General features: G+C 66.9%; 23 protein-coding genes, 2 tRNA genes and 1 riboswitch. Of the genes, 17 read left to right on the forward strand and 8 right to left on the reverse strand.

The genetic code is table 11. The annotated features are described in order from the left end of the window. Nucleotide 1 precedes the first annotated feature (1 nt). A complete protein-coding gene (gene gatB, locus C7C57_RS06245; protein WP_030148761.1) occupies nt 2-1,504 on the forward strand; it encodes an Asp-tRNA(Asn)/Glu-tRNA(Gln) amidotransferase subunit GatB in 1,503 nt (500 codons plus the stop codon). 72 nt (nt 1,505-1,576) lie between these two features. Here the strand turns inward: gatB and C7C57_RS06250 are convergent, their stop codons facing one another. Continuing rightward, entirely contained in the window at nt 1,577-2,089 is a 513-nt protein-coding gene (locus tag C7C57_RS06250; protein WP_187977982.1) for a hypothetical protein, read from the reverse strand. A 146-nt stretch (nt 2,090-2,235) separates the two neighbouring features. After that, the gene (locus C7C57_RS06255) at nt 2,236-2,640 is read right to left on the reverse strand and encodes a hypothetical protein (RefSeq protein ID WP_187977983.1); all 405 of its coding nucleotides are present in this window, start codon (nt 2,638-2,640) and stop codon (nt 2,236-2,238) included. A 258-nt stretch (nt 2,641-2,898) separates the two neighbouring features. On the opposite strand from C7C57_RS06255, the gene C7C57_RS06260 reads away from it, so the two are divergent. The 4 genes from C7C57_RS06260 (at nt 2,899) to C7C57_RS06275 (ending at nt 7,476) form a co-directional block, all read left to right on the forward strand. Beyond that, complete coding sequence (locus tag C7C57_RS06260) at nt 2,899-3,567, forward strand: hypothetical protein (protein ID WP_187977984.1); 669 nt, start codon at nt 2,899-2,901, stop codon at nt 3,565-3,567. 182 nt (nt 3,568-3,749) lie between these two features. Next, complete coding sequence (locus C7C57_RS06265) at nt 3,750-5,192, forward strand: amino acid permease (protein WP_187977985.1); 1,443 nt, start codon at nt 3,750-3,752, stop codon at nt 5,190-5,192. Between the two features lie 57 nt (nt 5,193-5,249). After that, nucleotides 5,250-6,530, forward strand: coding sequence for a DNA polymerase IV (dinB, locus tag C7C57_RS06270; RefSeq protein ID WP_255505791.1), 1,281 nt, complete (start codon nt 5,250-5,252; stop codon nt 6,528-6,530). Between the two features lie 172 nt (nt 6,531-6,702). Then, nucleotides 6,703-7,476, forward strand: a complete 774-nt coding sequence (locus C7C57_RS06275) for a GNAT family N-acetyltransferase (RefSeq protein WP_187977986.1) — start codon at nt 6,703-6,705, stop codon at nt 7,474-7,476. A 77-nt stretch (nt 7,477-7,553) separates the two neighbouring features. Here the strand turns inward: C7C57_RS06275 and C7C57_RS06280 are convergent, their stop codons facing one another. Both C7C57_RS06280 and C7C57_RS06285 read right to left on the reverse strand, forming a co-directional pair. Continuing rightward, nucleotides 7,554-8,717, reverse strand: a complete 1,164-nt coding sequence (locus tag C7C57_RS06280; protein WP_187977987.1) for an FAD-dependent oxidoreductase — start codon at nt 8,715-8,717, stop codon at nt 7,554-7,556. Beyond that, nucleotides 8,714-11,047 carry an FAD/NAD(P)-binding domain-containing protein gene (locus C7C57_RS06285; RefSeq protein ID WP_187977988.1) on the reverse strand — a complete coding sequence of 778 codons (2,334 nt, stop codon included), beginning with the start codon at nt 11,045-11,047 and terminating at the stop codon, nt 8,714-8,716. Before C7C57_RS06285 ends, C7C57_RS06280 begins: the two co-directional genes overlap by 4 nt. 177 nt (nt 11,048-11,224) lie before the next feature. On the opposite strand from C7C57_RS06285, the gene C7C57_RS06290 reads away from it, so the two are divergent. The 10 genes from C7C57_RS06290 to C7C57_RS06335 all read left to right on the forward strand — a co-directional run bounded on the left by C7C57_RS06290 (nt 11,225) and on the right by C7C57_RS06335 (nt 20,097). After that, a complete protein-coding gene (locus C7C57_RS06290; protein WP_187977989.1) occupies nt 11,225-12,349 on the forward strand; it encodes an LLM class flavin-dependent oxidoreductase in 1,125 nt (374 codons plus the stop codon). Then, a complete protein-coding gene (locus C7C57_RS06295) occupies nt 12,336-13,049 on the forward strand; it encodes a GNAT family N-acetyltransferase (protein ID WP_255505792.1) in 714 nt (237 codons plus the stop codon). The genes C7C57_RS06290 and C7C57_RS06295 overlap by 14 nt, the downstream gene beginning before the upstream one ends. Next, on the forward strand, nt 13,046-14,020 hold the full coding sequence (locus C7C57_RS06300; protein ID WP_043321501.1) for an amino acid ABC transporter permease: 975 nt from the start codon (nt 13,046-13,048) through the stop codon (nt 14,018-14,020). The genes C7C57_RS06295 and C7C57_RS06300 overlap by 4 nt, the downstream gene beginning before the upstream one ends. Next, nucleotides 14,017-14,778 carry an amino acid ABC transporter ATP-binding protein gene (locus tag C7C57_RS06305; RefSeq protein ID WP_030148772.1) on the forward strand — a complete coding sequence of 254 codons (762 nt, stop codon included), beginning with the start codon at nt 14,017-14,019 and terminating at the stop codon, nt 14,776-14,778. Before C7C57_RS06300 ends, C7C57_RS06305 begins: the two co-directional genes overlap by 4 nt. A gap of 45 nt (nt 14,779-14,823) precedes the next feature. Then, nucleotides 14,824-15,831, forward strand: coding sequence for a transporter substrate-binding domain-containing protein (locus C7C57_RS06310; RefSeq protein ID WP_187977990.1), 1,008 nt, complete (start codon nt 14,824-14,826; stop codon nt 15,829-15,831). 113 nt (nt 15,832-15,944) lie between these two features. After that, nucleotides 15,945-16,289 carry a spore germination protein GerW family protein gene (locus C7C57_RS06315; RefSeq protein ID WP_030148774.1) on the forward strand — a complete coding sequence of 115 codons (345 nt, stop codon included), beginning with the start codon at nt 15,945-15,947 and terminating at the stop codon, nt 16,287-16,289. A 97-nt stretch (nt 16,290-16,386) separates the two neighbouring features. Next, nucleotides 16,387-16,498: riboswitch (TPP riboswitch) on the forward strand. Nucleotides 16,499-16,536: 38 nt separating this feature from the next. Next, nucleotides 16,537-17,157 (forward strand): ECF transporter S component, encoded by a 621-nt coding sequence (locus tag C7C57_RS06320; protein WP_043321499.1) that lies wholly within the window; start codon nt 16,537-16,539, stop codon nt 17,155-17,157. Nucleotides 17,158-17,176: 19 nt separating this feature from the next. Beyond that, nucleotides 17,177-18,637 carry an ABC transporter ATP-binding protein gene (locus C7C57_RS06325; RefSeq protein ID WP_187977991.1) on the forward strand — a complete coding sequence of 487 codons (1,461 nt, stop codon included), beginning with the start codon at nt 17,177-17,179 and terminating at the stop codon, nt 18,635-18,637. Nucleotides 18,638-18,680: 43 nt separating this feature from the next. Continuing rightward, nucleotides 18,681-19,481, forward strand: coding sequence for an energy-coupling factor transporter transmembrane protein EcfT (locus C7C57_RS06330; RefSeq protein WP_081863861.1), 801 nt, complete (start codon nt 18,681-18,683; stop codon nt 19,479-19,481). Nucleotide 19,482: 1 nt separating this feature from the next. Continuing rightward, the gene (locus C7C57_RS06335) at nt 19,483-20,097 is read left to right on the forward strand and encodes an ATP-binding protein (RefSeq protein WP_223144789.1); all 615 of its coding nucleotides are present in this window, start codon (nt 19,483-19,485) and stop codon (nt 20,095-20,097) included. A 115-nt stretch (nt 20,098-20,212) separates the two neighbouring features. On the opposite strand, the gene C7C57_RS06340 is transcribed toward C7C57_RS06335, so the two are convergent. The 4 genes from C7C57_RS06340 to orn form a co-directional block, all read right to left on the reverse strand. Continuing rightward, nucleotides 20,213-21,445 (reverse strand): hypothetical protein, encoded by a 1,233-nt coding sequence (locus C7C57_RS06340; protein ID WP_187977992.1) that lies wholly within the window; start codon nt 21,443-21,445, stop codon nt 20,213-20,215. A gap of 132 nt (nt 21,446-21,577) precedes the next feature. Next, nucleotides 21,578-21,925: a metallopeptidase family protein gene (locus C7C57_RS06345; RefSeq protein ID WP_187978299.1), complete on the reverse strand. Its 348-nt coding sequence runs from the start codon at nt 21,923-21,925 to the stop codon at nt 21,578-21,580. A 212-nt stretch (nt 21,926-22,137) separates the two neighbouring features. After that, nucleotides 22,138-22,213, reverse strand: a tRNA-His gene (locus C7C57_RS06350). Nucleotides 22,214-22,297: 84 nt separating this feature from the next. Next, nucleotides 22,298-22,918, reverse strand: coding sequence for an oligoribonuclease (gene orn / locus C7C57_RS06355; RefSeq protein ID WP_030148781.1), 621 nt, complete (start codon nt 22,916-22,918; stop codon nt 22,298-22,300). A gap of 57 nt (nt 22,919-22,975) precedes the next feature. Between orn and C7C57_RS06360 the strand changes: the two genes are divergently transcribed. Continuing rightward, nucleotides 22,976-23,191 (forward strand): SCO4848 family membrane protein, encoded by a 216-nt coding sequence (locus tag C7C57_RS06360; protein WP_030148782.1) that lies wholly within the window; start codon nt 22,976-22,978, stop codon nt 23,189-23,191. 155 nt (nt 23,192-23,346) lie between these two features. Next, nucleotides 23,347-23,422: transfer RNA gene (locus C7C57_RS06365), tRNA-Arg, on the forward strand. Nucleotides 23,423-23,451: the final 29 nt, after the last annotated feature.

Genomic DNA, 23,451 nt, shown 5'->3' on the forward strand with positions numbered 1-23,451 from the left:
CATGGCCAAGGACAAGATCCTCTCCTTCGAGCGCGCACTCGAACTGTTTGAGCCCGTACTCGGCTTCGAGGTTCACATCGAGCTCGGTACCAAGACGAAGATGTTCTCGTCGGCACCGAACGAGTTCGGTTCCGAGCCCAACACCAACATCACCCCGGTGGACCTCGGCCTGCCGGGCACCCTGCCGGTGGTCAACGAGCAGGCAGTGCGCTACTCGATCAGCCTGGGCCTCGCCCTCGGTTGCGAGATCGCCGAAACCTCGAGCTTTGCCCGGAAGAACTACTTCTACCCGGACATGACCAAGAACTACCAGATCACCCAGTCCGACCAGCCGATCGCCTATGACGGTTCGGTTGAGGTGGAGCTGGCCGATGGCACCATCTACCACGTGCCGATCGAGCGGGCGCACATGGAGGAGGACGCCGGAAAGCTCACCCACGTGGGTGGTTCGGCCGGTCGCATCCAGGGTGCCTCGGCCTCGCTGGTGGACTACAACCGTGCCGGTGTGCCGCTGGTGGAGATCGTGACCCGGCCCATCTTTGGTGCCGAGCACAACGCGCCCGAGCTGGCCAAGGCCTACGTGGCCGTGGTTCGTGAGATCGCGATCTCGCTGGGTATCTCCGAGGCCCGGATGGAGCGCGGTAACCTGCGCTGTGACGCCAACGTTTCGCTGCGCCCCCGTGGCCAGGAGAAGCTGGGTACCCGCACCGAGACCAAGAACGTCAACTCGCTGCGCTCGGTTGAGCGGGCGGTGCGCTACGAGATCCAGCGTCAGGCCGCGATCCTCGAGGCCGGTGGCACCATCACCCAGGAGACCCGTCACTGGCACGAGGACACCGGCACCACGAGCGCCGGCCGTCCGAAGTCGGACGCGGACGACTACCGCTACTTCCCCGAGCCCGACCTGCTGCCCGTCGTGCCGGGTCGCGAGCTGATCGAGCAGCTGCGTTCCGAGCTGCCCGAGGCACCGGCCGCCCGCAACCGTCGTCTCAAGGGCGAGTGGGGCTTCACCGACCTGGAGTTCCAGGACGTCGTGAACGGCGGACTGCTGGCCGAGATCAGCGCTACCGTCGCCGCCGGGGCCACCGCACAGGCCGCCCGTAAGTGGTGGACCGGCGAGATCTCGCGCATCGCCAACACCCAGGGTGTGGATGCCGCGTCGCTGATCTCCCCGGAGAACGTCGCCGCGACCGCCAAGCTGGTCGAGGCCGGCACCCTGACCGATAAGCTGGCCCGCCAGGTTATCGAGGGTGTTATCGCCGGTGAGGGTTCGCCGCAGGAGGTTGTGGACGCTCGCGGCCTCGCCGTGGTGAGCGATGACGGTGCCCTGATCGCCGCGATCGACGAGGCTCTCGCCGCCCAGCCCGACATCCTGGAAAAGCTCCGCGAGGGCAAGGTCCAGGCCGCCGGTGCCGTGATCGGTGCCGTCATGAAGGCCATGAAGGGCCAGGCCGACGCCGCCCGCGTGCGCGAACTCCTGCTGGAGCGCGCCGCGCAGGCATAAATCGACTAGCACGCAATCGGCGGCTCGTATTTCCCGGACCGGGGAATACGAGCCGCCGTTGTGTGTGCGGCGCTAGGGAAGCGGGTTCGGCGAAGGAGCGGGCGGCGGCGTTTTCGGGGTCCGGAAGCGGTCCACAAGATCTCCGATGCGTGAGAGCGCGACCGCGACGAAGCCGACCAGGCCTCCAACAATCACAACGGCGGGCGCGTGGAATTCAAAGAGCATAAGAATTCGTACCGAGATCGCCGCAAATAAGACGGTGAACACAATCCCGGCGAGGGGTCCACGAATCCAACTGCGGGGCTTTTTATTCATCGTCTGGTCGAGAACCCAGAAGGCGATGAGGGCAATCCCTGGTGCCGATAGGACAAGCCAAACCGAACTCGCCATGGCCCCCAGTAGATACATGATGCCCATGGGATATGAGATGGCCGCGCCGACGATCAACCCCACGAATGCCTGCATCAGCGCGCCCTGGCGGGACGAGCGAGCCGGAGATACGTTGCCGAACATGTTGGTGTTGGATCGCTCGAGATTGGACGCGGCTCCAGTCGGCTCGGTGCGAGACGGATCGAGTTCACTCATGTCATTCCCCCCAGGTCTTCATGAGGGTTTCACTCTCTCATCCAGGGGGCTCCTGGCCAAATCGGGGACGACGGTGGATACGCGGCCCCACTCGCGTCGCAATCGCTCATTTCACGGGACAATCGTCCGGATTGACCAGCGTTCGGCTAGGCGGACGCGAGTTTGAAGAGAACGCCGTTGGTCACGAGGAGCACTAAGACAAAGCCGATGGCCGAGGCCGCGATCACCGTGATTGTGCCGAGAAGCCCGCCCATTTTAGGGTTTGCTCGCGCCCGGCGGCCCGCGGGGATGAGGATGGCCAAGCCTGCGATGTGGACCAGTACGAGCGGCAGCACGCCCCACAGCAGCGCGGTTCCCGCCATGCTTTCGCCGGCGGCGAGGGCCCTGCTCTGATCGGTGGCCTCCTCCAGGGAGGCGACGCTCAGCAGGAACCAGGCCGCAAACATGACCGCGACGCCGACCACTGCACAGACCCAAAACAGTGCCGCCCGTCCGGTACTCACCCATCCGGTTTCGGTGTGGGGCCGCTCGGGGGCGGAGGCGGCGCTCATCGGCGGGGTCCGCGCCGGGTGCGGGAGGGAAAATCCGTTGTCATGGGGGAAGACTAACCCCTGTTAGCCGTGTGTCCGCTGTGACCCGTGTGAGTGGTGGACCCGAATCCTGACACACGGTGAACGAAGGTATGCCACACGCCCCCGGCACGCGGCGGCCCGTGGGCCTGATTTCGCGGAATATGGGCCATCGTTTTTGCGTGTCGAGTCGAGTCCTGGTGCTGCGAAGGGTGAGCGATTCCGGCTACCCTAACGAGCATGGAGCCGCACATCATCTCGCTACTGCAATCCGAGAAATATGCTCGGAGGGCCGCGACGCTGGAGGCCGAGATCGCCCGGATCACCGAGGATCTGGGGTCAACCAGCGATGAGAGCCGCCTGCACGCGGGACGAGCACTGAATCGGCTGGCCCGTGCCGAGCTCAGCTGGATGCTTCTCCCCGTGAGAAATCGCTTCCTCTCTCCGGCTTTTCGAGACGTCCTGGATCCGGTCCTGAGCGCCGCCGATGACCGTACCCGTGTGCTTCTGCTCAACACGATGCGAAACGCCTATGAACGCCACATCGTGCATCCCATGTGGGGAGACCTTCGCCGTGAGGATCACGGTAACTGGTGGAACGAGTGGCTGCACTCCACGGGCGAGACGTATGTCGAGAACTCGGATTTGCCCACGCGGTGTGAGGCCGCCTATCTGCTGGCACTGACAGGCGATCCGCGCGGCTGGGAGACCTACCTCGAGATTGTGCCGAAACGCTCCGCCATGCTGGGGCAGCTGGAACTCGCGATTCTGCTGTGCCCCGATTCCCGCACGCCCGCCCTGGTCGATTCGATTCTCGCCCTGGCTGATGAAACCGAGCGTCGTCACCCCAAACAGGCGGTTACGGCGCAGGGTATCCGGGACGCGCTCGGTGCCGGGCACCGTGACTAATGTGAATCCGTGCCCGGGGCGAACAACTCGATACGGCACGGCACACGTGGGCATGTATCGCGCCTGATATCCGCTGGGAAATGGGATTAGGGCTGGGGTCGGTCTCGCCGGTCAACCTAGGCTGTGTCGCGTACTCCGCGCCCGGTGGAGTCGATGCGATCCCCACCGATGCGGAGGCCTCGATGTCCGAACCCTTGTTTTTTCGATCCCTGGTCCGGCGCAAGCCCCTCGACCAGATCATGGCGGAGGCCGCAAACAGTCCACTCAAGAAGACGCTGGGACTCTGGCACCTCACGGCGCTGGGCATCGGCGGGATCCTGGGGGTCGGAATCTTCTCGCTCGCCGGGCTGGTGGCCCGCGGAGGCGACGGCGTTCCCGGGGTCGGGCCCGCGGTCCTGTTCTCGTTTCTGATCGCCGGACTCGCCTCGGCGGCGGCCGCGCTGTCCTATGCGGAGTTCACCGGGATGGTGCCGCGCGCCGGTTCCGCCTATACCTACGGCTACGTGGCACTGGGCGAACTGGTGGGCTGGTTCATCGGCTGGGACCTGCTGCTGGAATACGTTGCCGTGGCAGCGGTCGTCTCGATCGGGGTGGCCGGATACTTCCAGGCGTTCCTCGGCGGCGTGGGGGTGGACATGCCGATCTGGCTGACCTCGACGGTGGATGAGGGCAAGGGCGGTTTTATCAATCTCCCGGCGATCATCGTGTGCCTGGTGGTCACCTGGATCCTCAGCCGCGGTGCCCGGGCCTTCGGCCGGTTTGAGCTGATCGCCGTGGGGATCAAGGTGCTGCTGGTGCTAGGTATCGTGGGCCTGGGAGTGTTCTTTATCAACACCGATAACTACGATCCGTTCATGCCCAACGGTTTTAGCTCGGTGATCACCGGGGCGGCGACCGTGTTTTTTGCGGTATTCGGGTACGACGCGATGAGCACCGCGGCCGAGGAGGCCAAGGACGGACCCAAACACATGCCTCGGGCCATCGTGCTCTCCCTGGGCATCGCGCTGGTGCTCTACATCGGGGCCAGCCTGGTCCTGACCGGCATGCAGAACTACGCCGACATCGATACCCGGGCGGGCTTTGCCTCGGCCTTCAACAGCGTGGGGCTGAAAAACGTCGCCACGATTCTCTCGATCTTCGCGGTGGTCTCGATCATCACCGTGGTCCTGACCTTCCTGCTCGGCGTCACTCGGGTCTGGTTCTCGATGAGCCGGGATGGTCTGCTTCCGCGCTGGTTTGCGCACACGGATAAGCGCGGCGTGCCCAACCGGGTGACCTGGATCGCCGGATGCGCCGCCGCGTTCCTGGCCGGGGTCTTTCCGATCCGTGAGGTGGCCGAGCTCACCAATATTGGGATCCTCGCCGCCTTTGTTGTGGTGTGTATCGCGGTGATCGTGTTCCGCTACACCCGTCCCGATGCCGAGCGGGCGTTCAGGCTGCCGCTGATGCCGGTGATTCCGGCATTCGGGGTCCTCGCCTCGGGATTCTTGATCTGGCAGCTTGATGACCTCACCAAGCTGCGCTTCCTGATCTGGCTGGTCATCGGCCTGGCCGTCTACTTCGGGTACTCACGCCGCCATTCGCTCCTCAACCCGAACAGTCCGCGGCATCGCATTCCCGAGTAGACCCACACGGGCCTCGCGGGCCTCGCCGATGTCGGGGGTCGGTGGGACAATGGGGGAGTGAGTAAGCAGGACGGGCGCGAGAGGCTGGTGTCGGCGGCAAATGCCGACGACAGCGAAACCCCGATCCTGCATGTGGACATGGACTCGTTTTTTGCGTCGGTGTCGCTGCTGGATCGTCCCGAAGACGCGCATCGGCCGGTGGCCATCGGTCACCGTTCGGGACGCAGCGTGGTGTCCACCGCGAACTATGCGGCACGTCGCTACGGGGTGAACGCGGCGATGCCGATGGCCCGGGCGCTCCAGCTGTGCCCCTCGCTGCTGGTGATCGAACCCGACTTTGCCGCCTACCGGCACTACTCGGGCATCGTGATGAATATCTTCCGCGAGATGACCCCGATGGTCGAGGTCCTGGGTATCGACGAGGCGTTCCTCGACGTGTCCGGCGCTCGCCGACTGCTGGGCAGCCCCAGCGAGATCGGCCAGCAGATCCGTCGCCGGGTGCGTGAACAGACCGGCCTGGCCTGCACCGTGGGCATCGCCGCCACCAAGTTTGTGGCCAAGATCGCCTCCGGCAAGGGGAAACCCGACGGGCTGCTGGTGATCCCCAAGGCCGAAACCGTGGCCTTTTTGCGCCCGCTTCCGATCCGTGCGCTCTGGGGTGTGGGGGCCAAAACCGCCGAGTCACTCGAGCGGATCGCGCTGCGCACGGTGGCCGACGTGGCCGATGCTCCCGAACGACTCCTGGTGCGCGCGGTTGGTCCGGCCACGGCGCTGAAACTGCAGCTGCTTGCCCGCGGCCAGGACGCCCGTCGGGTGGAGCCGGCGGTTGCCGCCGAGAAGAGCATCGGACACGAGGTCACCTTCGAACACTCGATCGCCGATCCGCGAGCGATCCGCCGCGAGCTGCTGGGGCTGAGCGACCGGGTCGCCGCGCGGCTGCGGGCGGCGGACATGTCGGCCAAGACGGTGGCGATCAAGGTGCGTTTTGACGATTTCACGACCCTCACCCGCTCGCGCACTCTCGCCGAGCCCACCCATGTGGCCCGGCGAATCTTCGAGGAGGCCGCCGACCTGGTGGACGCGCTGGAGATTGCCGGGCGTCCGGTCCGGCTGATCGGCGTCCGCGGGGAACAGCTGCAAACCGGGACCGATCCGCGCGCCGCGCTCTGGGACCCCGATGAGGATTGGCGCGAGGCCGAATCCGCGATTGATACGCTGCGCGCCCGCTTCGGGGCCGGGGCGATCATGTCCGCCGCGCTACTGGATCGGGCCGCGCCGGCCCCCTCGGTCCCGCCCCACGGAATCGTCAGGGACCACATCGAGCCCTACGATCACTAGGGCCGAGTATCCGGTTCCGACCGGCCGAAGCTCGCGGTCGGGAATCAGGACTACACTGCTCGTGTTACGTTCGAGTGTTCCGTGAGAATTGTCCCTCGCGTGAGCGCTCCCCATCCCCGCACCGCCCGCTTTTCCGCAAGCCCGCGCGCCCACGTCACCCTGGAGAATCGCCGTGACAGACACCGTTCAGACCCCCACCGACACTCAGGCCGCTGGCACGCAGCCTACTGGCGCGCAGCCCAGCGACACACAACGGGCTAGCGACGCCCGCGCCGCCGCAGTTCCCGCCCGCGACTCCGCGGGCTCGACCGTTTCGCACGAGGAGTTTGTCTACGTTTCTCCCGAGGACCCGCGCGTGGAACCGCTGATTCGCGAACTCGCCGCCGAGTATGACCACCGCTACGGTGACCTCTTCGGCGAGCCTGCTTCTGCCGAGCTGTACCGGTATCCGGCCGAGAACTTCCTGCCGCCGATCGGAGCATTCGCTCTGCTGATGCGTGACGGCATCGCGGTGGCCGGGGGCGCATTCAAGCGTTTTGACCAGCACACCACCGAGTTCAAGCGCATCTGGGTCTCCTCCCAGCAGCGCCGTCAGGGACTCGCCAAGCGGGTGCTGGCCGAGCTGGAAGACGAGTCTCGGCGTCGCGGGTTCACCCGTGCCTACCTGACCACCGGGCCGCGCCAGCCCGAGGCCGTTCGCCTGTACCTCGGCACCGGTTGGACACCCCTGTTTGATCCGCGGGAAACGGCCGAGCAGATCGGCATCTATGGGTTCGCGAAGTCCCTGACCGCCGAGGACCTGGACGCGCGTGAGATCCAGGCCCGCTACGATGCCGAACGCGCCGAGTTCCTCCCCGAGCTGCAGGCCGACGCCGCCGGTGAGTCAAGCAGCGCGGACGCCGCAGGCACGACAGACCCGGCGAACGCAGCAGACGCGACGGACTAGGGATCCTCGGCGAACGCCGCCGAGACGCCCACCGACGCCGCCGAGACTCCCACCGACGCGGCCGAGACGGCCGCGGTCTAGGCGCGGACGGGGCCGCGCGCCGCGCGGAGCGAAAACAGCTCCGGTGCGCCGCGGCCCTGCACGAGATCGGCCAGGTAGGATCCCACCACCGGGGTGAACTTGAACCCGTGCCCGGAGAAGCCCGCCCCCACCACGATCGGTCCCACCCGGTCCAGGACAAAGTTGGAATCCTCGGTGGTGGTGTAGGTGCAGCTGATCTCGGTGAATGAATCGGGATCGGCACCGGGGAGCCAGTCGCGGACATAACGCTGCAGGTCATGCAGCTGGGTCGGTTCGCTGCGGAAGGTGCGTGCATCGGGGTCGCTGATCGGTCCGACGCCGTGCCACCCCGCCTTGATTCCCTCACCCGGCGTCTGCATCCCGTAGATGGGCGAGTGCCAGTATCCATAGCGTGGATCCCCGGGTGCCGGGGTGTGGTTGAATCCCGGCCAGATCAGGCCCGGCTCGCGTTCGGCGAAGTGCGCGGGCTGTTCCTGGGTGACGGTGAGCCGGGGCAGCGCGATCGCCGGTCCCAGGAGCGCGGTGGTCCACGCACCCAGGGTCACCACGACTCGCCGAGCCTCCCAGGACTCGGGATCCCCCTGCGGGTTTCCGTCCGCGTCCTGGGGTTCCACCGTGATCCGGACTCGATCATCTCCCAGGACCCGCACCCGCGTCACCCGCGCGCCGTCGCGGATCCGGGCCCCGTGCGCGCGCGCCGATTGCTGGAGGGCGGTGACCGCGGCATCGGCGTTGAGCCGGCCAGCCTGCGGCGTGGCCAGCACCCGGGTATCAAATCGGATCCCCGGCCAGCGCGTTTCGGCGGCGGCCGGGTCCAGGAACTCGGCTGCGAAACCGAACTCGGGCAGGAGCCGCGCCACCGCGTCAAAGGTCGGGTTCGAGCCGTGATTCACGATGCCCACCTGATCCAGCAGCGCGGTCCCGGTTTCGGCCTCAAGCTCGCGCCAGGCCGGAAGCGCGGCGGCGAGCATGCGCAGGTACACCGGTTCGGCATACGAGAGGTTAAAGTTGCGGGAGGCCCCGTGCGAGGCACCTCGGGTATGTCCCGGTGTGAAGCGCTCAACGAGGGCCACATCGATCCCGCGCCGGGCGAGTTCCCGGGCCGCGGCCGAGCCCATGGCACCGCCGCCGATCACCAGGGTGTCCACAGAATGGGTCATCGAGCCTCCGCAAGAAATTCCTGAGCTTTCCGGTCCGTGACGTCGGCTTCGGATGCCCGGGAATCCGAGGCATCCCGACGTGTGGGGACGGCTTTTCCCGATGCTACCCGGTTCGCGGTGATCTCGGCCAGGTGGGTCAGTAGGGCGCGTGCAACCCGATCGTTTTCACGGAACGAGACGGCGTTGGTACGGGGGCGGGAAAACGCCCCGACAAACGGTGAGTTTGTATAGGGGCCGATCGCGAAACTGCGTGGGGCGGGGTCGCCCCCGATGCGCACTACTCGGCGATCCTCGGGGCGAACCGTGAGCTTCCCGGTGGGCACCGTGCGTTCGGCTTTGCCCGAGCCCTGGGGATCCCGGGCAACCTCCTCGATCCCGTCACCCGTGTCGATCAGGCCGCGCAGCAGCGGGCTATCGCTGCGGGCGATGTTCGCGTCGGGCAGGCGGGCATCCACCAGCGCGCGGGCGAAAACCGTGCGGTCGTGATTCGACCCCCGGGCGCGGAACTCGCCGGTCTTGGTGTCGGTATCAACCCGGATGTCCCCACCGAGGAAGTCCACAATGCCCGCCGCCGAGAGGGCCAGGAGTTCCTCCAGGCGGTGCGCCGGAGGACCGCTGGCGATGAAACTGAAGTAGCCCTGCCACCAGCCGTTGATATCGGCGACGCGGGAGCGGGCCGTCCACTTGGGGGAGGCCACCAGCTCGGCAAAGGTGAACATCGAGGTGAGGATCGAGAGAAACAGTCCCAGGGTTGCGCTGTGTTCGGGCCGGGTGCGCAGGCGCAGATCGTCTTCGATGTAGGAGCGTACGGCCCGCTGGAGGTCCTCGACCCGGTCGAAGTGGGCACCGGCGAGGGGCCGATCGAACTCGGGCAGGAACAGTCGATCCAGGGTATCGGGGACGGACGCCTGGATCAGCGCGGACAGCGTGCGGGCATCGGCCTCGACCGCGGCCCGGTCCCGGTCGTCGCGAATCCGGGGGAGTGGATACCCCGGGGATCCCGCGGACAGGGACGCGTCTGGCCGCGTGGTGGAGGTCGTGTCCGAGTGCGTGGTCACGGAGGGCGCCGCCCCCACGGGCGCCGGGTCGGGACCCACGGTTGCGGGTTCGCCCGACCCGGGGGCGATCAGCACCGCCCGCGGATCGATCGACTCGAACGCCCGAGAGAACGCCGCCCACGTGGAGCTCACCCGCTCGGGATGGCCGGTGAAGAGTTCCCGATAGTAGCCCCAGAGCATCTCCTTGGCGATCAGCGGCCAGATATCCTCGGCAAAATCCAGCGCGTCATGCTCGGCCTCCAGCCGGGCGGCGACGTCGGCGGTGAAGAACCTCGGGGTCGGGGCCTCTCCGGCGAGCGCCGAACCGATCTTGGAGTGGTACGGAATGCCGCGCCGGGACCCCACGACGATCCGGGGCTCTCGTCCCGAGGGAACATAACGCAAAGGGCCACCGGGAACCGGGCGGTCAAATGTTCCGCCGCGGCCCTCGGTGAGCAGCACGATCAGGTCCACGGCGGCGAGCCCGAATCCACGAACCAGGACGTTTTCTCCGGGTCGGAGCGCCCGGGTATCGGCATCCGCGGTGAATGCCGGCGGCAGATAAAACAGGCCGTGATCGTCGGCGAAGGATTGAAGCCGAGTGTGCTCGGGTGCCGGATTCACCCCGGTGTGGCCGAGGGAGTAGAGCACCAGGTCGGCGTCGAGAACCTCACCGTTATCCAGGTGCACACGCCGCGAACCGTCGGGGGTCTCGCGCACCGCCCGGGCGAGGGCACGATGCTCGATGACCCGCACGCCGGGGCCGAGCTTGCGCACGGCTTCGGCATAGAACCAGCGCAGATAGAGGCTCTGCAGGCGCCGGGTGGGGAAGCTTGCCGGACCCAATGCTCGTATCTCGTCCCAGAGGGCGGCATCCACGCCGGGCGACGTATCCTCGGGCCCAGGACGATCGTCCCACAGGGCGGCATCCGATCCTCCCACGTCGCCCCCGGGCAGGACGATGTCTCCCGTGCGCACCCGCTCGGCCCACTCCACCAGCGAGGGGCCGGGGAGGACCGGGCCGTCGATGACCGAAGTCTCATCGGTGAACATTGTCACGTCCGCGGCCATCGAGTTGAGCTTGAGCAGGGGCGACTGATTGTGGCGCCAGATCCTGCCGGGTCCCGCCGGATGGGGATCCACCAGGTGCACGGTGAGGGGTGTGCCCGCGGGCCAGAGCTCGGCACGGTTGGCGGCGAGACGCTCAAGCACGCCCACCGCGCGCGGCCCGGCTCCCAGCACAACGAGGGACGCCGCGGGCGCGGTTGAGGAGGAGGAAGTGGGGACTGACATGTCTGCAGGCTAAGCACTAAAACCCCCGATGAGCGTTGTATGACACCGAGTGCACACTCATGACGAACTGTGAATCACCACCATTGTCGGGCCGGATGTGCCGGTGTTAGCGTCACGCCACCGGATAGCGCCAGACCTTCCCGACGCACCGACTCACCGAATTGGAAAGGAAACACCGTGCCCATCGAATTTCTCGGCATCGCCGCTCTCAACGATGGAAGTGAGACCCGTGCACGCAGCGGTTCCAGCTTCGACAAGGAATATACGCTGCGTCTGGCCCGTGCCCACGAGGACAACGGCTGGGACCGCATCCTCTTCGCCTACCACTCGGGTTCCCCGGATCCCGCGACCATCGCCGCCTATGTGGCCTCGAAGCTGGACCACCTCAAGCTCCTGCTGGCCCACCGTCCCAACGTCTCGGCCCCGACCTATGCGGCCAAGGTGGTGGCAACCCTGGACCAGATCAGCGACGGACGCCTGAACCTGCACATCATCACCGGCGGCTCCACCGCCGACCAGGCAGCCGAGGGCGACTTCCTCTCCAAGGATGAGCGCTACGCCCGCACCGGCGAGTACATCAGCATCCTCAAGCAGGCGTGGACCAGCCACGAATCCTTCAGCTTCGACGGCGCTCACTATCGGATCGAAAACTTTGTCAGCGACATCTGGGCCGCCCAGCCCGGCGGGCCGAAGATTTCGTTTGGCGGATCCTCGGCGGCGGCGTATGAGATCGGCGCCGCGCAGAGCGATATTTACGCGCTGTGGGGTGAGCCGCTGGCGAACACCGCCGAACAGATCAAGACCATTACCGACCTGTCGATCGCGGCCGGCCGGCCCGAGCGTCCGCGGATCCAGGTGGCGTTTAGGCCGATTCTTGGGGCCACCGAGGAACTGGCCTGGGAGAAGGCCGAGCGCGTTCTCGGGCAGATCGAGCGACGCACCAGCGCGCTCCCGTCCTCGTTTGTGGGCGACCTGCGCAACCCCGAAAACGCCGGGTCGCAGCGGCTGCTCTCGATCGCCGATCAGGGGGACCGCTTCGACCGTGCGCTGTGGACGAAGGTGGCCGCCGCCACCGGTGGCCGCGGCAACTCCAATGCGCTGGTGGGAACCCCCGAGACCGTGGCGGCGGCGCTGCTGGACTACGTCGACCTCGGCGTGGACATCATCTCGGCCCGCGGCTATGACTACGTGGATGACACCATCGACTTCGGCCGTTATGTGATCCCGCTGGTGCGGGACGAGGTGGCCCGCCGCGACGCCGCTGGCCAGAGCGGGCAGGAGAAAACCCGTGACGCTGCTTGATCAGACCCCGGGGGCCGGGGCGTCTCCCGCATCAACCGGTGCGGGGGTGACCGAGATCCGCCCGGCCGAGGAAACCTTTGTCTATGTGAGTCCCGATGATCCCCGCGCCCTGCCGCTGCTGCGGGACCTGGAGCGCGAGTATGACGCCCGCTACGGCGATGTTTTCGAGGAACCGGCCTCGGTGGAAATCAACCGTTACCCAGCGGCCGAGTTCAGCGCCCCGCGCGGCGCGTTTGTGCTGCTGCTGCGCGACGGGATCGCGGTCGCCGGGGGTGCGTTCAAGACCCTGGACGACCACACCACCGAGCTCAAGCGGATCTGGACCGCCGCCGATCATCGGCGCCGGGGCCTCGCCCGCCGGGTGGTCCTCGAACTCGAGGATGAGTCGCGTCGCCGCGGGTTCACCCGCTCCTATCTGACCACCGGTCCCCGCCAGCCCGAGGCGGTGCTGCTCTACCGCTCGGCCGGCTGGACCCCACTGTTTGACGAGGGCATTCCGCCCGAGCGCATCGGAATCCACGGATTCGCCAAGTCGCTCACCGCCGAACCGCTGGACGTCGCGGACATCCGCGCTCGCCACGAAGCCGAGCATGCCCCGCCCGGTGCCTCCGCGCCAGAGTCGAGGCCCGCGCCCAAACCGGCTCCGGCCCCCACCTCCACACCCACGCCCGCCCCCGCCTCGAACGGATCCTCCTCATGACGGCCCTTGCCCAGCGCCCCACCGACTCGCCGCCCTCGGATTCGGTGCCCCCCGGGATCGATGCGCATCGCCTGGCCGAGCGCCGCGTGCTCCCGCTGCGGCATCCGCTGCGCTGGGTGATCACCGCGCTGGTCCTGGTGCTGCTGCTCAACTTCGCGCAGACCCTCTTCACCAATCCCTCCTGGGAGTGGGAAAAGGTGGGGAAGTGGTTCTTCAGCCCGCCAATCCTCAAGGGGCTCCAACTCACCATCGTGGCCACCGCGATCAGCGCGGTCGTGAGCTTCTTTGGTGGGATCGTGGTGGCCGTCGCCCGGCTCTCGGGCAACCCGGTGCTCAGCACCCTGAGCTCGTTTTACATCTGGCTGTTCCGCTCGGTGCCGCTGCTGCTGGTGCTGGTGTTCCTCTTCAACCTCGGCAACCTCTATCCCGAGATCGGCGTGGGGATTCCCTTCGGACCGCAGTTCACCGTGAACACGGTCGCGACGCTAACCCCGCTGGCGCTCGGCGTGATCGGACTCAGCCTGTCCGAGATCGCCTACAGCGCCGAGGTGGTGCGCTCGGGGCTGCTCGCGGTGGACCAGGGACAACACGAGGCCGCCGACGCGCTGGGCATTCCCAAGCGACGCCAGTTCACCCGGATCGTGCTACCGCAGGCGCTGCGCTCGATCGTGCCCGCCTACGTCAACCAGATCATCGGGCTGATCAAGGCCAGCTCGCTGCTGTACTACGTGTCGCTGCTGGACCTGTTTGGGATCGCCCAGAACCTCGGCAGCACCTATCCCACCGACGTGATTCCGCTGCTCGTGGTGGCCACCATCTGGTACCTGATCCTGACCAGCGTGATCGCCGTGGTGCAGTACTACATCGAGCGCTTCTATGCGCGCGGAACGGTTCGGGTCCTCCCGCCGACTCCGCTGCAGCGGGTGCGCCGGGCGTTGAGCTCGCGCCGAGCGACGGCGGGTGTGGCATGACTCAGGCCATCGCCGTGCATAACGCCACCAAGTCCTACGGGGACAAGACGGTCCTCCGGGGGGTGGATTTCAGCGTCGAGGCCGGCACCGTGACCGTGATCCTCGGCCCGTCCGGATCCGGCAAGTCCACCCTGCTGCGGGCGATCAACCACCTGGAAAAGCTCGACGAGGGATTTGTGTCCCTCAACGGGGAGCTGATCGGGGTCCGCGTCAAGGGGGATCGGCTCAAGGAGCTGCGCCCCCGCGAGATCCTGCGTCAGCGTGCCAAGATCGGGTTTGTCTTCCAAAACTTCAACCTGTTTCCCCACCTGACCATCCTGGAAAACGTCAGCGAGGCACCGATCTCGCACGGGATCAAGCCCGCCGAGGCCCGCAAGACCGCCGCCGCGCTGCTGGCCCGAGTGGGCCTCTCCGATAAGGAAGCCAGCTATCCGCGCCAGCTCTCCGGCGGCCAGCAACAGCGGGTGGCCATCGCCCGGGCGCTGGCCCTGGATCCCGACGTGATCCTGTTTGACGAACCCACCTCGGCGCTCGACCCCGAGCTGGTGGGCGAGGTCCTCGCCGTCATCCGCACCCTGGCTGGCAGCGGCAAAACCCTGATCGTGGTGACCCATGAGATCGGCTTTGCCCGCGAGGTGGCCGACCGGGTGGTCTTCATGGATGAGGGGGCCATCGTCGAGGAGGGCGTCCCCGAGCAGGTACTCAACCATCCCGCCCACTCCCGCACCCAGGACTTCCTGTCCAAGGTGCTCGCCTAACACCCAACCACACGCCCTACCCGAACCCACCACAGAGGAACCACCATGACCATCATCACCCCCAAGCGGCTCCAGACCCTCGGCGCGCTCGCCGCCGCGGCCGCCCTGGTTGCCGGACTGGCCGCCTGCTCCAGCAGCACCGAAGCCGCCCCCGCCGACACCGGAACCGTGACCGTTGCAGCGTTCTCCAACGGCGCCGGGACCGAGACCAAGATCAAGGTTTCGACTGTCGAGGATATCCGCAAGACCCTGCCCAAGAAGGTGCTGGACTCGGGCAAGCTCACCATCGGAATCGGCGCGCTGCCCGCGGGCTTCCCGCCCCTGGCCTTCACCGGCGACGATAACGAAACCCTGACCGGTGCCGAACCGGACCTGGGCCGCCTGGTCGCCGGGGTGCTTGGGCTCAAGCCCGAGGTGAAAAACGCCACCTGGGACAACCTGTTTGTGGGCATCGATACCGGTGCCACCGACGTGGGTTTCTCCAACATCACCGACACCGAAAAGCGCAAGGAGAAGTACGACTTCGCCTCCTACCGCGGCGATAACCTGGCGTTCCAGGTGAAGGACTCAAATAAGTGGGAGTTCGATAACAACTTCGAAAACCTCAACGGCCTGAACGTGGCCGTGGGCTCGGGCACCAACCAGGAGAAGATCCTGCTGGAGTGGAAAACCAAGCTGGAGGCCGAGGGGAAGACCCTCACCGTGACCTACTTCCCCGACAACAACGCCACGACCCTGGCCCTGAACTCGGGCAAGATTGACGCCTACTTCGGCCCGAACCCGGGCATCGCCTACGGCAATAAGCTCAGCGCTGGCAGCGCCAATCCCACCCGTACCGCCGGAATCTTCTCGGGGGCCGGGGAGACCCTGGAGGGTCTGATCGCCGCGACCGTCAAGAAGGACTCGGGACTCGCCCAGCCCATCGCCGACGCGATCAACTATCTGATCGAAAACGGCCAGTACGGCCAGTGGCTGGACGCCTGGGGCCTGAAGAACGAGGCGGTCACGAAGTCGCTGGTGAACCCGCCGGGACTCCCGCTGGATAACAACTAGCGTTCGCCGATCACGGCCCCCGCACCGATCGGTGTGGGGGCCGCGTGCGTCATCAACCCACACAGTTGAGCAGCGGGGTATCCGGATCCGGCCCGGCACGCTAGCGTGGGGGCATGACGAAAATCGCGTTGGACCTCGCAGACCGTTTTCAGAAGCTGGGCGTGCAGACCTCCTATGGTGACCCGGTCACCGTCGAGGGTGCCACCCTGATCCCCGTGGCACTCACCGGATTCGGGTTTGGTGCCGGGGAGGGCGAGTTCGCCGAGGGCACCGATGGCGAGCCCGCCGGCAGCGGTGGCGGCGGGGGAGGCCTGTCCATCCCCGTGGGGGTGTATGTGCGCAGCGGGAACGGCTGGCGCTTCGAGCCCAACCTGCTGGCAACCATCGTGGTGTCGGTCCCGCTGGTGTGGGTGTCCGGACGTATCCTGACCCGGCTGATCAAGGTGCTTAAGAAGTAGTATCTCCGGCCGTGGGGGGACGCAGCGTCCCCGGATCATGGCCGCCCCGAAGGCGTCGTGCGCCCGGTCCCCGCGTGGGGCCGGGCGCGCGCTATACTCGGGGTAACACGGGAGTCCGGGAACCACCGGGCTGAGAGGAAGGTACGTACCTTCGACCGTCAAACCTGATCTGGATCATGCCAGCGCAGGGAGGATAAGTTTCTCTAACCCGTGCCTCCATTTCTCATTAGAAAGGGGCACGTTCACAGTGTCTATTAACGAAAAGGCGACGGTTTCGTCGCGACCGAATTTCCGCTGGCGGGTTGTTGATATCGTCGTGGCCAGCGTCCTGGGTGTGGCCGTCGCCCTGATTTTTGTGGCGTTTAACCTCGGCTGGAGCGGGATCAAGGCCCCGTTTGAGGCCGTCCTGCCCGGATTCCAGGGGCTCCTGGAACCCGTCTGGTACATCGGTGGTGTGCTGGGTGCGCTGGTCATCCGCAAACCCGGCGCGGCCATCTACGTGGAAACCGTTGCCGCGCTGGTCTCGGCGCTGGTGGGTAACCAGTGGGGTGGATTCTCCACGATCGAGGCCGGGCTGGTGCAGGGCCTCGGTGCCGAAATCATCTTCCTGCTCTTCGCCTACCGCGTGTGGAACCTGCCGGTCACCCTGCTGGCCGGGGCCACCGCCGGTATCTTCGGGGCCGTCAACTCGATCATCTTCTGGAGCCCGGGCGCCAGCTGGGGCTTCATCACCGTGTATGTGGGCGCCCAGATCATCGGTGGTGCCCTGATCGCGGGTCTGCTTGTCTGGTTCGCGGTCAAGGGCCTGGCGGCCACCGGTGCGCTTAACCGATTTGCGGTGGGGCGCAGCCTGGGCGTTCGGGTTTAGTGTGAGCCCTGAAACTTTAATGATACCGGCGGCCGTCAGCATCCAGAACTGGGGCTGGCGGCACGCCTCGCGGCTCGCCTGGGCGCTGGAGGATGTGACGCTGGAGATTAGTCCGGGGGAGCGGGTGCTGATTCTCGGCCCCTCCGGTGCGGGAAAATCGACCCTGCTGCAGGCCCTGGCCGGGGTGCTCGGCGGGGACGACGAGGGTGATTCGCAGGGCACGCTGACCGTGGACGGGCAGGATCCCGCGCATCAGCGAGGCCGCAGCGGCCTGCTGCTGCAGGATCCCGACTCGCAGATGATCCTCGCCCGGGTGGGCGACGATGTGGCCTTTGGTTGCGAAAACCTCGGGGTTCCGCGCGAGGAAATCTGGGTGCGCGTGCGCGAGGCCCTGGATGCGGTGGGGCTGGATGTTCCGCTGGATCGCTCGACCCAGGCCCTTTCGGGCGGGCAGAAACAGCGCCTGGCCCTGGCCGGGGTGATCGCGATGCGTCCGGGACTGCTGCTGCTGGACGAGCCCACCGCGAATCTGGACCCCACCGGCGTCGCCGAGGTGCGTGATGCGGTGGGTCGGGTCCTGGATCAGACCGGGGCCACCTTCGTGGTGATCGAACACCGGGTGGACACCTGGCTGCCGCTCGTGGACCGCGTGGTTGTCCTGGGTGCCGGGGGCGCGGTGATCGCCGATGGACACCCCGGGGTGGTGCTCGCCGAACGCGGTGCCGAGCTCGCCCGCGAGGGCGTCTGGGTGCCGGGTCATCCGCCGCGGGTATCCCTGCCCTCGGCGCTGCCCGCGGGGGCCGACCTTCTGGACGCCCAGAATCTGGCCACCTCGCGCGTGCGCGGGATTCCGGTGGGTTCCCCGGTTTCCACCACCGTGCGCGCCGGGGAGGTGCTGGCGATCACCGGGGAAAACGGTGCGGGAAAATCCACCCTGGCGTTGACCCTGGCGGGCCTGCTGCGACCCGAGGACGGACGGTTGCGGGCAACCGCCGAGCTTGCCCGCGGCCTCGGGGATTCCCCCATCGCCTGGAAATCCAAGCAGCTTCTCGAACGCATCGGAACCGTGTTCCAGGATCCCGAACACCAGTTTTTGGCCACCACCGTGCGCCGCGAACTCGAGGTGGGGCCGCGTGCGCTGGGGCTCGACCCGGCCGAGGTGGATGCACGGGTTGACGACGTGCTGGACAGGCTTGGGCTGACCCGGCTCGAACGAGCCCATCCGTTCACCCTGTCCGGCGGCGAGAAGCGCCGGCTGTCGGTGGCGACCGCCCTGGTCTCGCGCCCACGCATCCTGGTGCTGGATGAGCCGACCTTCGGGCAGGATGCCGGGACCTGGGCACGGCTGGTCGAGCTGATCGGTGCGCTGCGCGCCGAGGGCTCGGCGATTATTACCGTCAGTCACGATGCCGAGTTTGTGGCGGCCCTGGCCGATCGCACCCTCACCCTGACGACCGGATCCGCGGAGGTGGCCGCATGAGTACCCGGGGAATCACCGTGAGAATCGTGTCGGAGGTGGTGTCATGAGCGCGCTCGCCGGAACCGCACCCGCGGTCACCGCGCGCAGTACCGCGGTGATCCACCGCACCAATGCGGTGACGCGCCTGATTGTCCCGGTCCCGCTGACCATCGTGCTGCTGCTCACCCTGGACTGGGTCTCGGCGGCCACGGCGCTGGCCGCGCTCGCGGTGCTGCTGCCGTTTGCCGGCCTGACCCCGCGCCAGTTTTGGCTGCGCACGCTCCCGGTGTGGATCGCCGCCCCGCTGACCGGCATCACGATGCTGCTCTACGGCCGGCCCGACGGGACCGTGTACTGGGAGTTCGGGCTGGCGCAGATCAGCGACGGCTCGATCACGATCGCGATCGCCACGGTGCTGCGGGTGCTGGCCATCGCGCTGCCCGCGGTGGTGCTGTTTGTGACCGTGGACCCCACCGACCTGGCCGACGGTCTCGCGCAGATCCTCAAGCTCCCCGCCCGCTTTGTCCTGGGGGCACTGGCGGGGATCCGGATGATCGGGCTGTTTTTGGATGACTGGCGCGCGCTGGAACTGGCCCGTCGCGCCCGCGGTGTGGCCGACCGGGGCAAGATTCGCCGCTTTGCCGGCATGGCGCTGGCGATGCTGGTGCTCTCGATCCGCCGGGGCACCAAGCTGGCCACGGCGATGGAGGCCCGCGGGTTTGGCGGTACCACAACCCGCACCTGGGCGCGGGAGTCACGCCTCGGTCGCACCGACCTCGCGCTGTTTGCGATTGGTATTGTGGTCAGCGTGATCGTGGTGTGGACAAGCGTGGCGACCGGCCACTGGAACTTCCTCTTTGGATAGGGTGGCGGCCGCCTCCCACCGGGCGATTGATCGGGTTTTTGCGCTCCTGGCGGGGCGCAAAAACCCGATTGTGCTGATCGATGGTCCCAGCGGCGCGGGGAAGTCCACCTTCGCCGATGAGCTGATTACGCACTGGCCGGCATCGGGGACACCCACCCTGGTCCGGATGGACTGGATGTATCCCGGCTGGGACGGCCTGGAGCCCGCCGCCGAGGCCCTGGCCCGGAACCTGCTGGTGCCGCTGCGCCGCGGCGAACCCGGGTTCTGGCACGGCTATGACTGGGAACGCGGCATCGTGACCGCGGCGACCCGGGTCGAGCCCGGACGTCCGCTGGTCATCGAGGGCTGCGGAACGTTGGGCCCCGCCGGGCACCTGGCCGACCTGGGGATCTGGATCGACGCCGAGGACGCCTTCCGCAAGGCCCGAGCCCTCGCCCGCGACGGCGAGGGGTATGTTCCGCACTGGGACGCCTGGCAGGCGGACTTCGAGGACTATGTGGCGCGCTGGGATCCGCGCGCCCGGGCCGGCCTGCTGCTGCGGGCCGAGCCGGATCGGGTGGTGCCGCCGGACGGGGAGGCCGATTCGCCCGTTTCGCCGCCCGCTTCGCGCGGCTGACGCCGCTCGCCCGATCGCGCCGCTACCGATCCCGCGCGGGTGACGCGACGCTGTTCGCCTGGCCGCCGCCTCCGATCCCGCGCGGATGAAGACTCTCGCGCCGCTACCGATCCCGCTATCGAACGTACGTGGTCCAGAGTGCCCGGATCATCGGCAGCGGATGGCTCAGCCGCCACAGCACATCCGGTTCGGTGAGTGCCGTATCCAGCAGCACCGGAATCTTCTGCTCGGCGATCTCGGGATCGCTGGATGCCACATTCACGGTTCCCACCGGCGTTCCCGCGGCCACCGGAACCGGCACCTTCCCGGGTGAAACGTCGAGCTTGGGGGCCGTCTGGGCCCAGTGCGGCCGGGCGGGAGTTTCCCCCGAAAGCCCGCGGGCCTTTTGATCCCAGGCGGTGGAGACTGTCAGCAGGGGGGTGCCCGTGGCGAGATCCGGTGCGGCGGTTACCCCGGCATCCGCGCTGGCCAGCAGGGCCTGGGTCTCGGTTTCCAGGGTTTTCCAGGTCGCCGATCGCAGCGATGCCGAGCCGAAGGTGAAGTCCCCGGCGTCGGTTTTCATGGTGCGTGCAAACAGCAGAATGATGCCGGTCTGATCCGTGTACCCGCGATAGAGCACCTGAATGTGGGCATCGGGCAGGTACGCGGCGGGCACCGACATGCCGCGCTGCAGGGCGAGCGGATCGGGTGCCTGGGTGAGTGCGGCGGTGATCCCGGGATCGGCCGCCGCCAGCGCGGCGATGCGCGCCAGGTCCGAGGCCGAGGCGACGTTGGTGAGGTCGACCCCGCCGGCGTCGGTGATGCTCAGGCTGTTCAGCCCCTCCTTGGACGCCCACGCCCGCACCGCCTCGAGGTAGCCGGGCAGGGAACCGTAGGCCCAGGTGGCCAGGGCGTCGGCGTGGTTGGTGCTGCCGCCGAGGAGCATGGCCTGCAGCATCGAGTGCTGGGTCCAGACGTCTCCGGGGTAGAACGACACGGTGGAGGCCCCGGCGGCTGCCCGTGCCACGAGGTCGTTGTAGTTGTCCTCGCTGATGGTGATGTTTTCGCCCGGACCATCGGTGAATGGATAGCGCTGGGCGACAACCAGCGCGGTCACCAGGCGGGCGATCCCGGACATCGGCAGGGCCGAGGCGTCCCCGGCGTGGGCGAGGACGGCGGTCTGCTGGGCCACCGCGGTGGCACCGGTTTCGGGCAGCGCCGGGGGATGAACGGGGGTGGCCGAAGCGGGGGCCGCGGCGACCGTGACATCGGGCTCGGGCAGCGGGCCCAGCAGCACCGCGGGACCGTACCCCACCACACCAATCAACACCAGGGTGCCGAGGGTGATACTGATGCCGCGTTTGGCCATGACGGTCCCTTCATCGATCGGGGTGATCTGCCGCGTCCGAGGAGTGCGTGCCGCGTTGTAGTCAGCGTAATCCAGGCATTCGGCCCGTGCATGGTGACCGGCCGAAAATGCGGCGCTTTGACGGCGGGGGCGCTATCCCCAGCCCAGACGATGCAGCTCCTCATCGTCGATGCCGTAGTAGTGCCCAATTTCGTGCACCAGGGTGATGCGGACCTGTTCGCGCAGGTCGTCCTCGTCCTCGCAGAAGTTCAGCAGCGGGAGCCGGTAGAGGCTGATTAGGTCGGGCATCTCGCCGAAACCGTACTGGCCGCGTTCGGTGAGGTCCACGCCGTGGTAGAGCCCCAGGAGGTCGAGGCTGCCGTCCTCGGGGAGATCCTCGATCGCGATGGCCACGTTCTCCAGCCCCTCGGTGACCTCCTCGGGCAGCGCCTCAAAGACGTCGTTGACGAGCGTGTCGAAGGTATCCGGATCCATTTCCATCACGAGAAAAATCCTATCGAGAATCTCGGCCGAATCGAGGATCTCGGGCGTGGCGCTGGCCCGGTATCGGCGTGTCGTTTCGGGGGAGGGAGGGTCAAAATTTGATGCCGCAGGAACGGGAATTCATCGCCTCGGGCGTGTCGTTCGATGCCCGTTTTCTCCGGTTAAAACAAAAAGAGGAGCATATATATGCTCCTCTTTTCATATTTACTTGGGGTGAGTAACGGGGCTTGAACCCGCGACCTCCTGAACCACAATCAGGCGCTCTACCAGCTGAGCTATACCCACCATGTCACTACTCGATACTAGCGCTTCTTTTCGCTGGCTGCGAATCGAAGTTTTCGTGTCGTGCGGTGCAACATGATTAGTCTATTACATCTCCGGAGCGTATTTTGACACCACGTCCTCGGCGATGGCCTTGGCCTCCTCGGAGGTGGGGCCGGGCTCGGCCACAAATGCGGCCGCACGGTAGTAGGCCAGCTCGCGAATCGACTCGAGGATGTCGGCGAGGGCGCGGTGGCCGCCGTCCTTCTCGGGGGAGCGGAAGTACACCCGCGGGTACCAGCGGTGGGCGAGCTCCTTGATCGAGGACACGTCGATGTTGCGGTAGTGCAGGTGGCCGTCGAGCTCGGGCATGTACTTGGCAAGGAATGAACGGTCCGTGCCGATCGAGTTTCCGGCCAGCGGAGCCTTCTTCGCTTCGGGTACATACGTGCGCACGTATTCCAAGACCTGACGCTCGGCCTCCTCGAGCGAGAGCCCGCCGTCGAGCTCGGTGATGAGCCCCGAGGTGGTGTGCATGTTGGTCACAAACTCGCCCATCTGCTCCAACGCCTGGGCGCTGGGCTTGATCACGAGGTCGATTCCGGGTGCGACCGGTTTGAGGTCGAAGTCGGTAATCACCACCGCGATCTCTACGAGTTCGTCGACCGCCAGGTCGAGTCCGGTCATTTCACAGTCGATCCAGACCAGTCGGTCCGCCAGATTTGCCATGCCCTCATGTTAGCCCGCCCCGCCGACAGATGGCGGATTCTCGCCTAGAATGAGGGGGTGACCCCGCTCCTGTGCATCCTGCTTCTGATTAACGCCGCCTACAACGTGATTGTCTGGCCGCGCTTCTGGACCCGCGTGAAAAACGACCCCCGCGCTCGCGACGCCGAGGGCAAGGCCACCGCCTTCCTGCGGGTGCACGCGATCCTGATCGCAATCGCCCTGGTCATCGCCGCCGCCTCCGCGGTGGCGGGTGTGCTGGGCTTCTTCCTCTAGCGATCTGCGTGCGGGGCCGATGTAGCTCGTGGTTTCTGACCGCTGCACTGTCGCATCGCGCCCGGAATCCGACGCGCCCGGCGGGTCCGCCGCGGACGGCACATTCCCGCGCCTGAATCACCGCACCCGACGTTCGCGCTACACTTGTTTCGTCCGCCTCCGTAGCTCAGAGGATAGAGCAGGAGCCTTCTAATCTCTTGGTCGCAGGTTCGATTCCTGTCGGGGGCACCACATCAAAACGGCCCCGCGCTCACCGTATT

Origin of the sequence: Mycetocola sp. JXN-3, assembly GCF_014522285.1 — a bacterium.
Classification (GTDB): domain Bacteria; phylum Actinomycetota; class Actinomycetes; order Actinomycetales; family Microbacteriaceae; genus Mycetocola; species Mycetocola saprophilus.

Excerpts from the sequence above, each read along its gene's own strand:
- C7C57_RS06310 (WP_187977990.1), top strand. The coding sequence starts at position 14,824 with ATGACCATCATCACCCCCAAGCGGCTCCAGACCCTCGGCGCGCTCGCC.
- C7C57_RS06340 (WP_187977992.1), bottom strand. The coding sequence starts at position 21,445 with ATGGCCAAACGCGGCATCAGTATCACCCTCGGCACCCTGGTGTTGATT.
- C7C57_RS06300 (WP_043321501.1), top strand. The coding sequence starts at position 13,046 with ATGACGGCCCTTGCCCAGCGCCCCACCGACTCGCCGCCCTCGGATTCG.
- C7C57_RS06325 (WP_187977991.1), top strand. The coding sequence starts at position 17,177 with ATGATACCGGCGGCCGTCAGCATCCAGAACTGGGGCTGGCGGCACGCC.
- C7C57_RS06280 (WP_187977987.1), bottom strand. The coding sequence starts at position 8,717 with ATGACCCATTCTGTGGACACCCTGGTGATCGGCGGCGGTGCCATGGGC.
- C7C57_RS06260 (WP_187977984.1), top strand. The coding sequence starts at position 2,899 with ATGGAGCCGCACATCATCTCGCTACTGCAATCCGAGAAATATGCTCGG.
- gatB (WP_030148761.1), top strand. The coding sequence starts at position 2 with ATGGCCAAGGACAAGATCCTCTCCTTCGAGCGCGCACTCGAACTGTTT.
- C7C57_RS06315 (WP_030148774.1), top strand. The coding sequence starts at position 15,945 with ATGACGAAAATCGCGTTGGACCTCGCAGACCGTTTTCAGAAGCTGGGC.
- C7C57_RS06265 (WP_187977985.1), top strand. The coding sequence starts at position 3,750 with ATGTCCGAACCCTTGTTTTTTCGATCCCTGGTCCGGCGCAAGCCCCTC.
- C7C57_RS06330 (WP_081863861.1), top strand. The coding sequence starts at position 18,681 with ATGAGCGCGCTCGCCGGAACCGCACCCGCGGTCACCGCGCGCAGTACC.
- C7C57_RS06255 (WP_187977983.1), bottom strand. The coding sequence starts at position 2,640 with ATGAGCGCCGCCTCCGCCCCCGAGCGGCCCCACACCGAAACCGGATGG.
- C7C57_RS06250 (WP_187977982.1), bottom strand. The coding sequence starts at position 2,089 with ATGAGTGAACTCGATCCGTCTCGCACCGAGCCGACTGGAGCCGCGTCC.
- orn (WP_030148781.1), bottom strand. The coding sequence starts at position 22,918 with ATGGCAAATCTGGCGGACCGACTGGTCTGGATCGACTGTGAAATGACC.
- C7C57_RS06345 (WP_187978299.1), bottom strand. The coding sequence starts at position 21,925 with ATGGAAATGGATCCGGATACCTTCGACACGCTCGTCAACGACGTCTTT.
- C7C57_RS06285 (WP_187977988.1), bottom strand. The coding sequence starts at position 11,047 with ATGTCAGTCCCCACTTCCTCCTCCTCAACCGCGCCCGCGGCGTCCCTC.
- C7C57_RS06305 (WP_030148772.1), top strand. The coding sequence starts at position 14,017 with ATGACTCAGGCCATCGCCGTGCATAACGCCACCAAGTCCTACGGGGAC.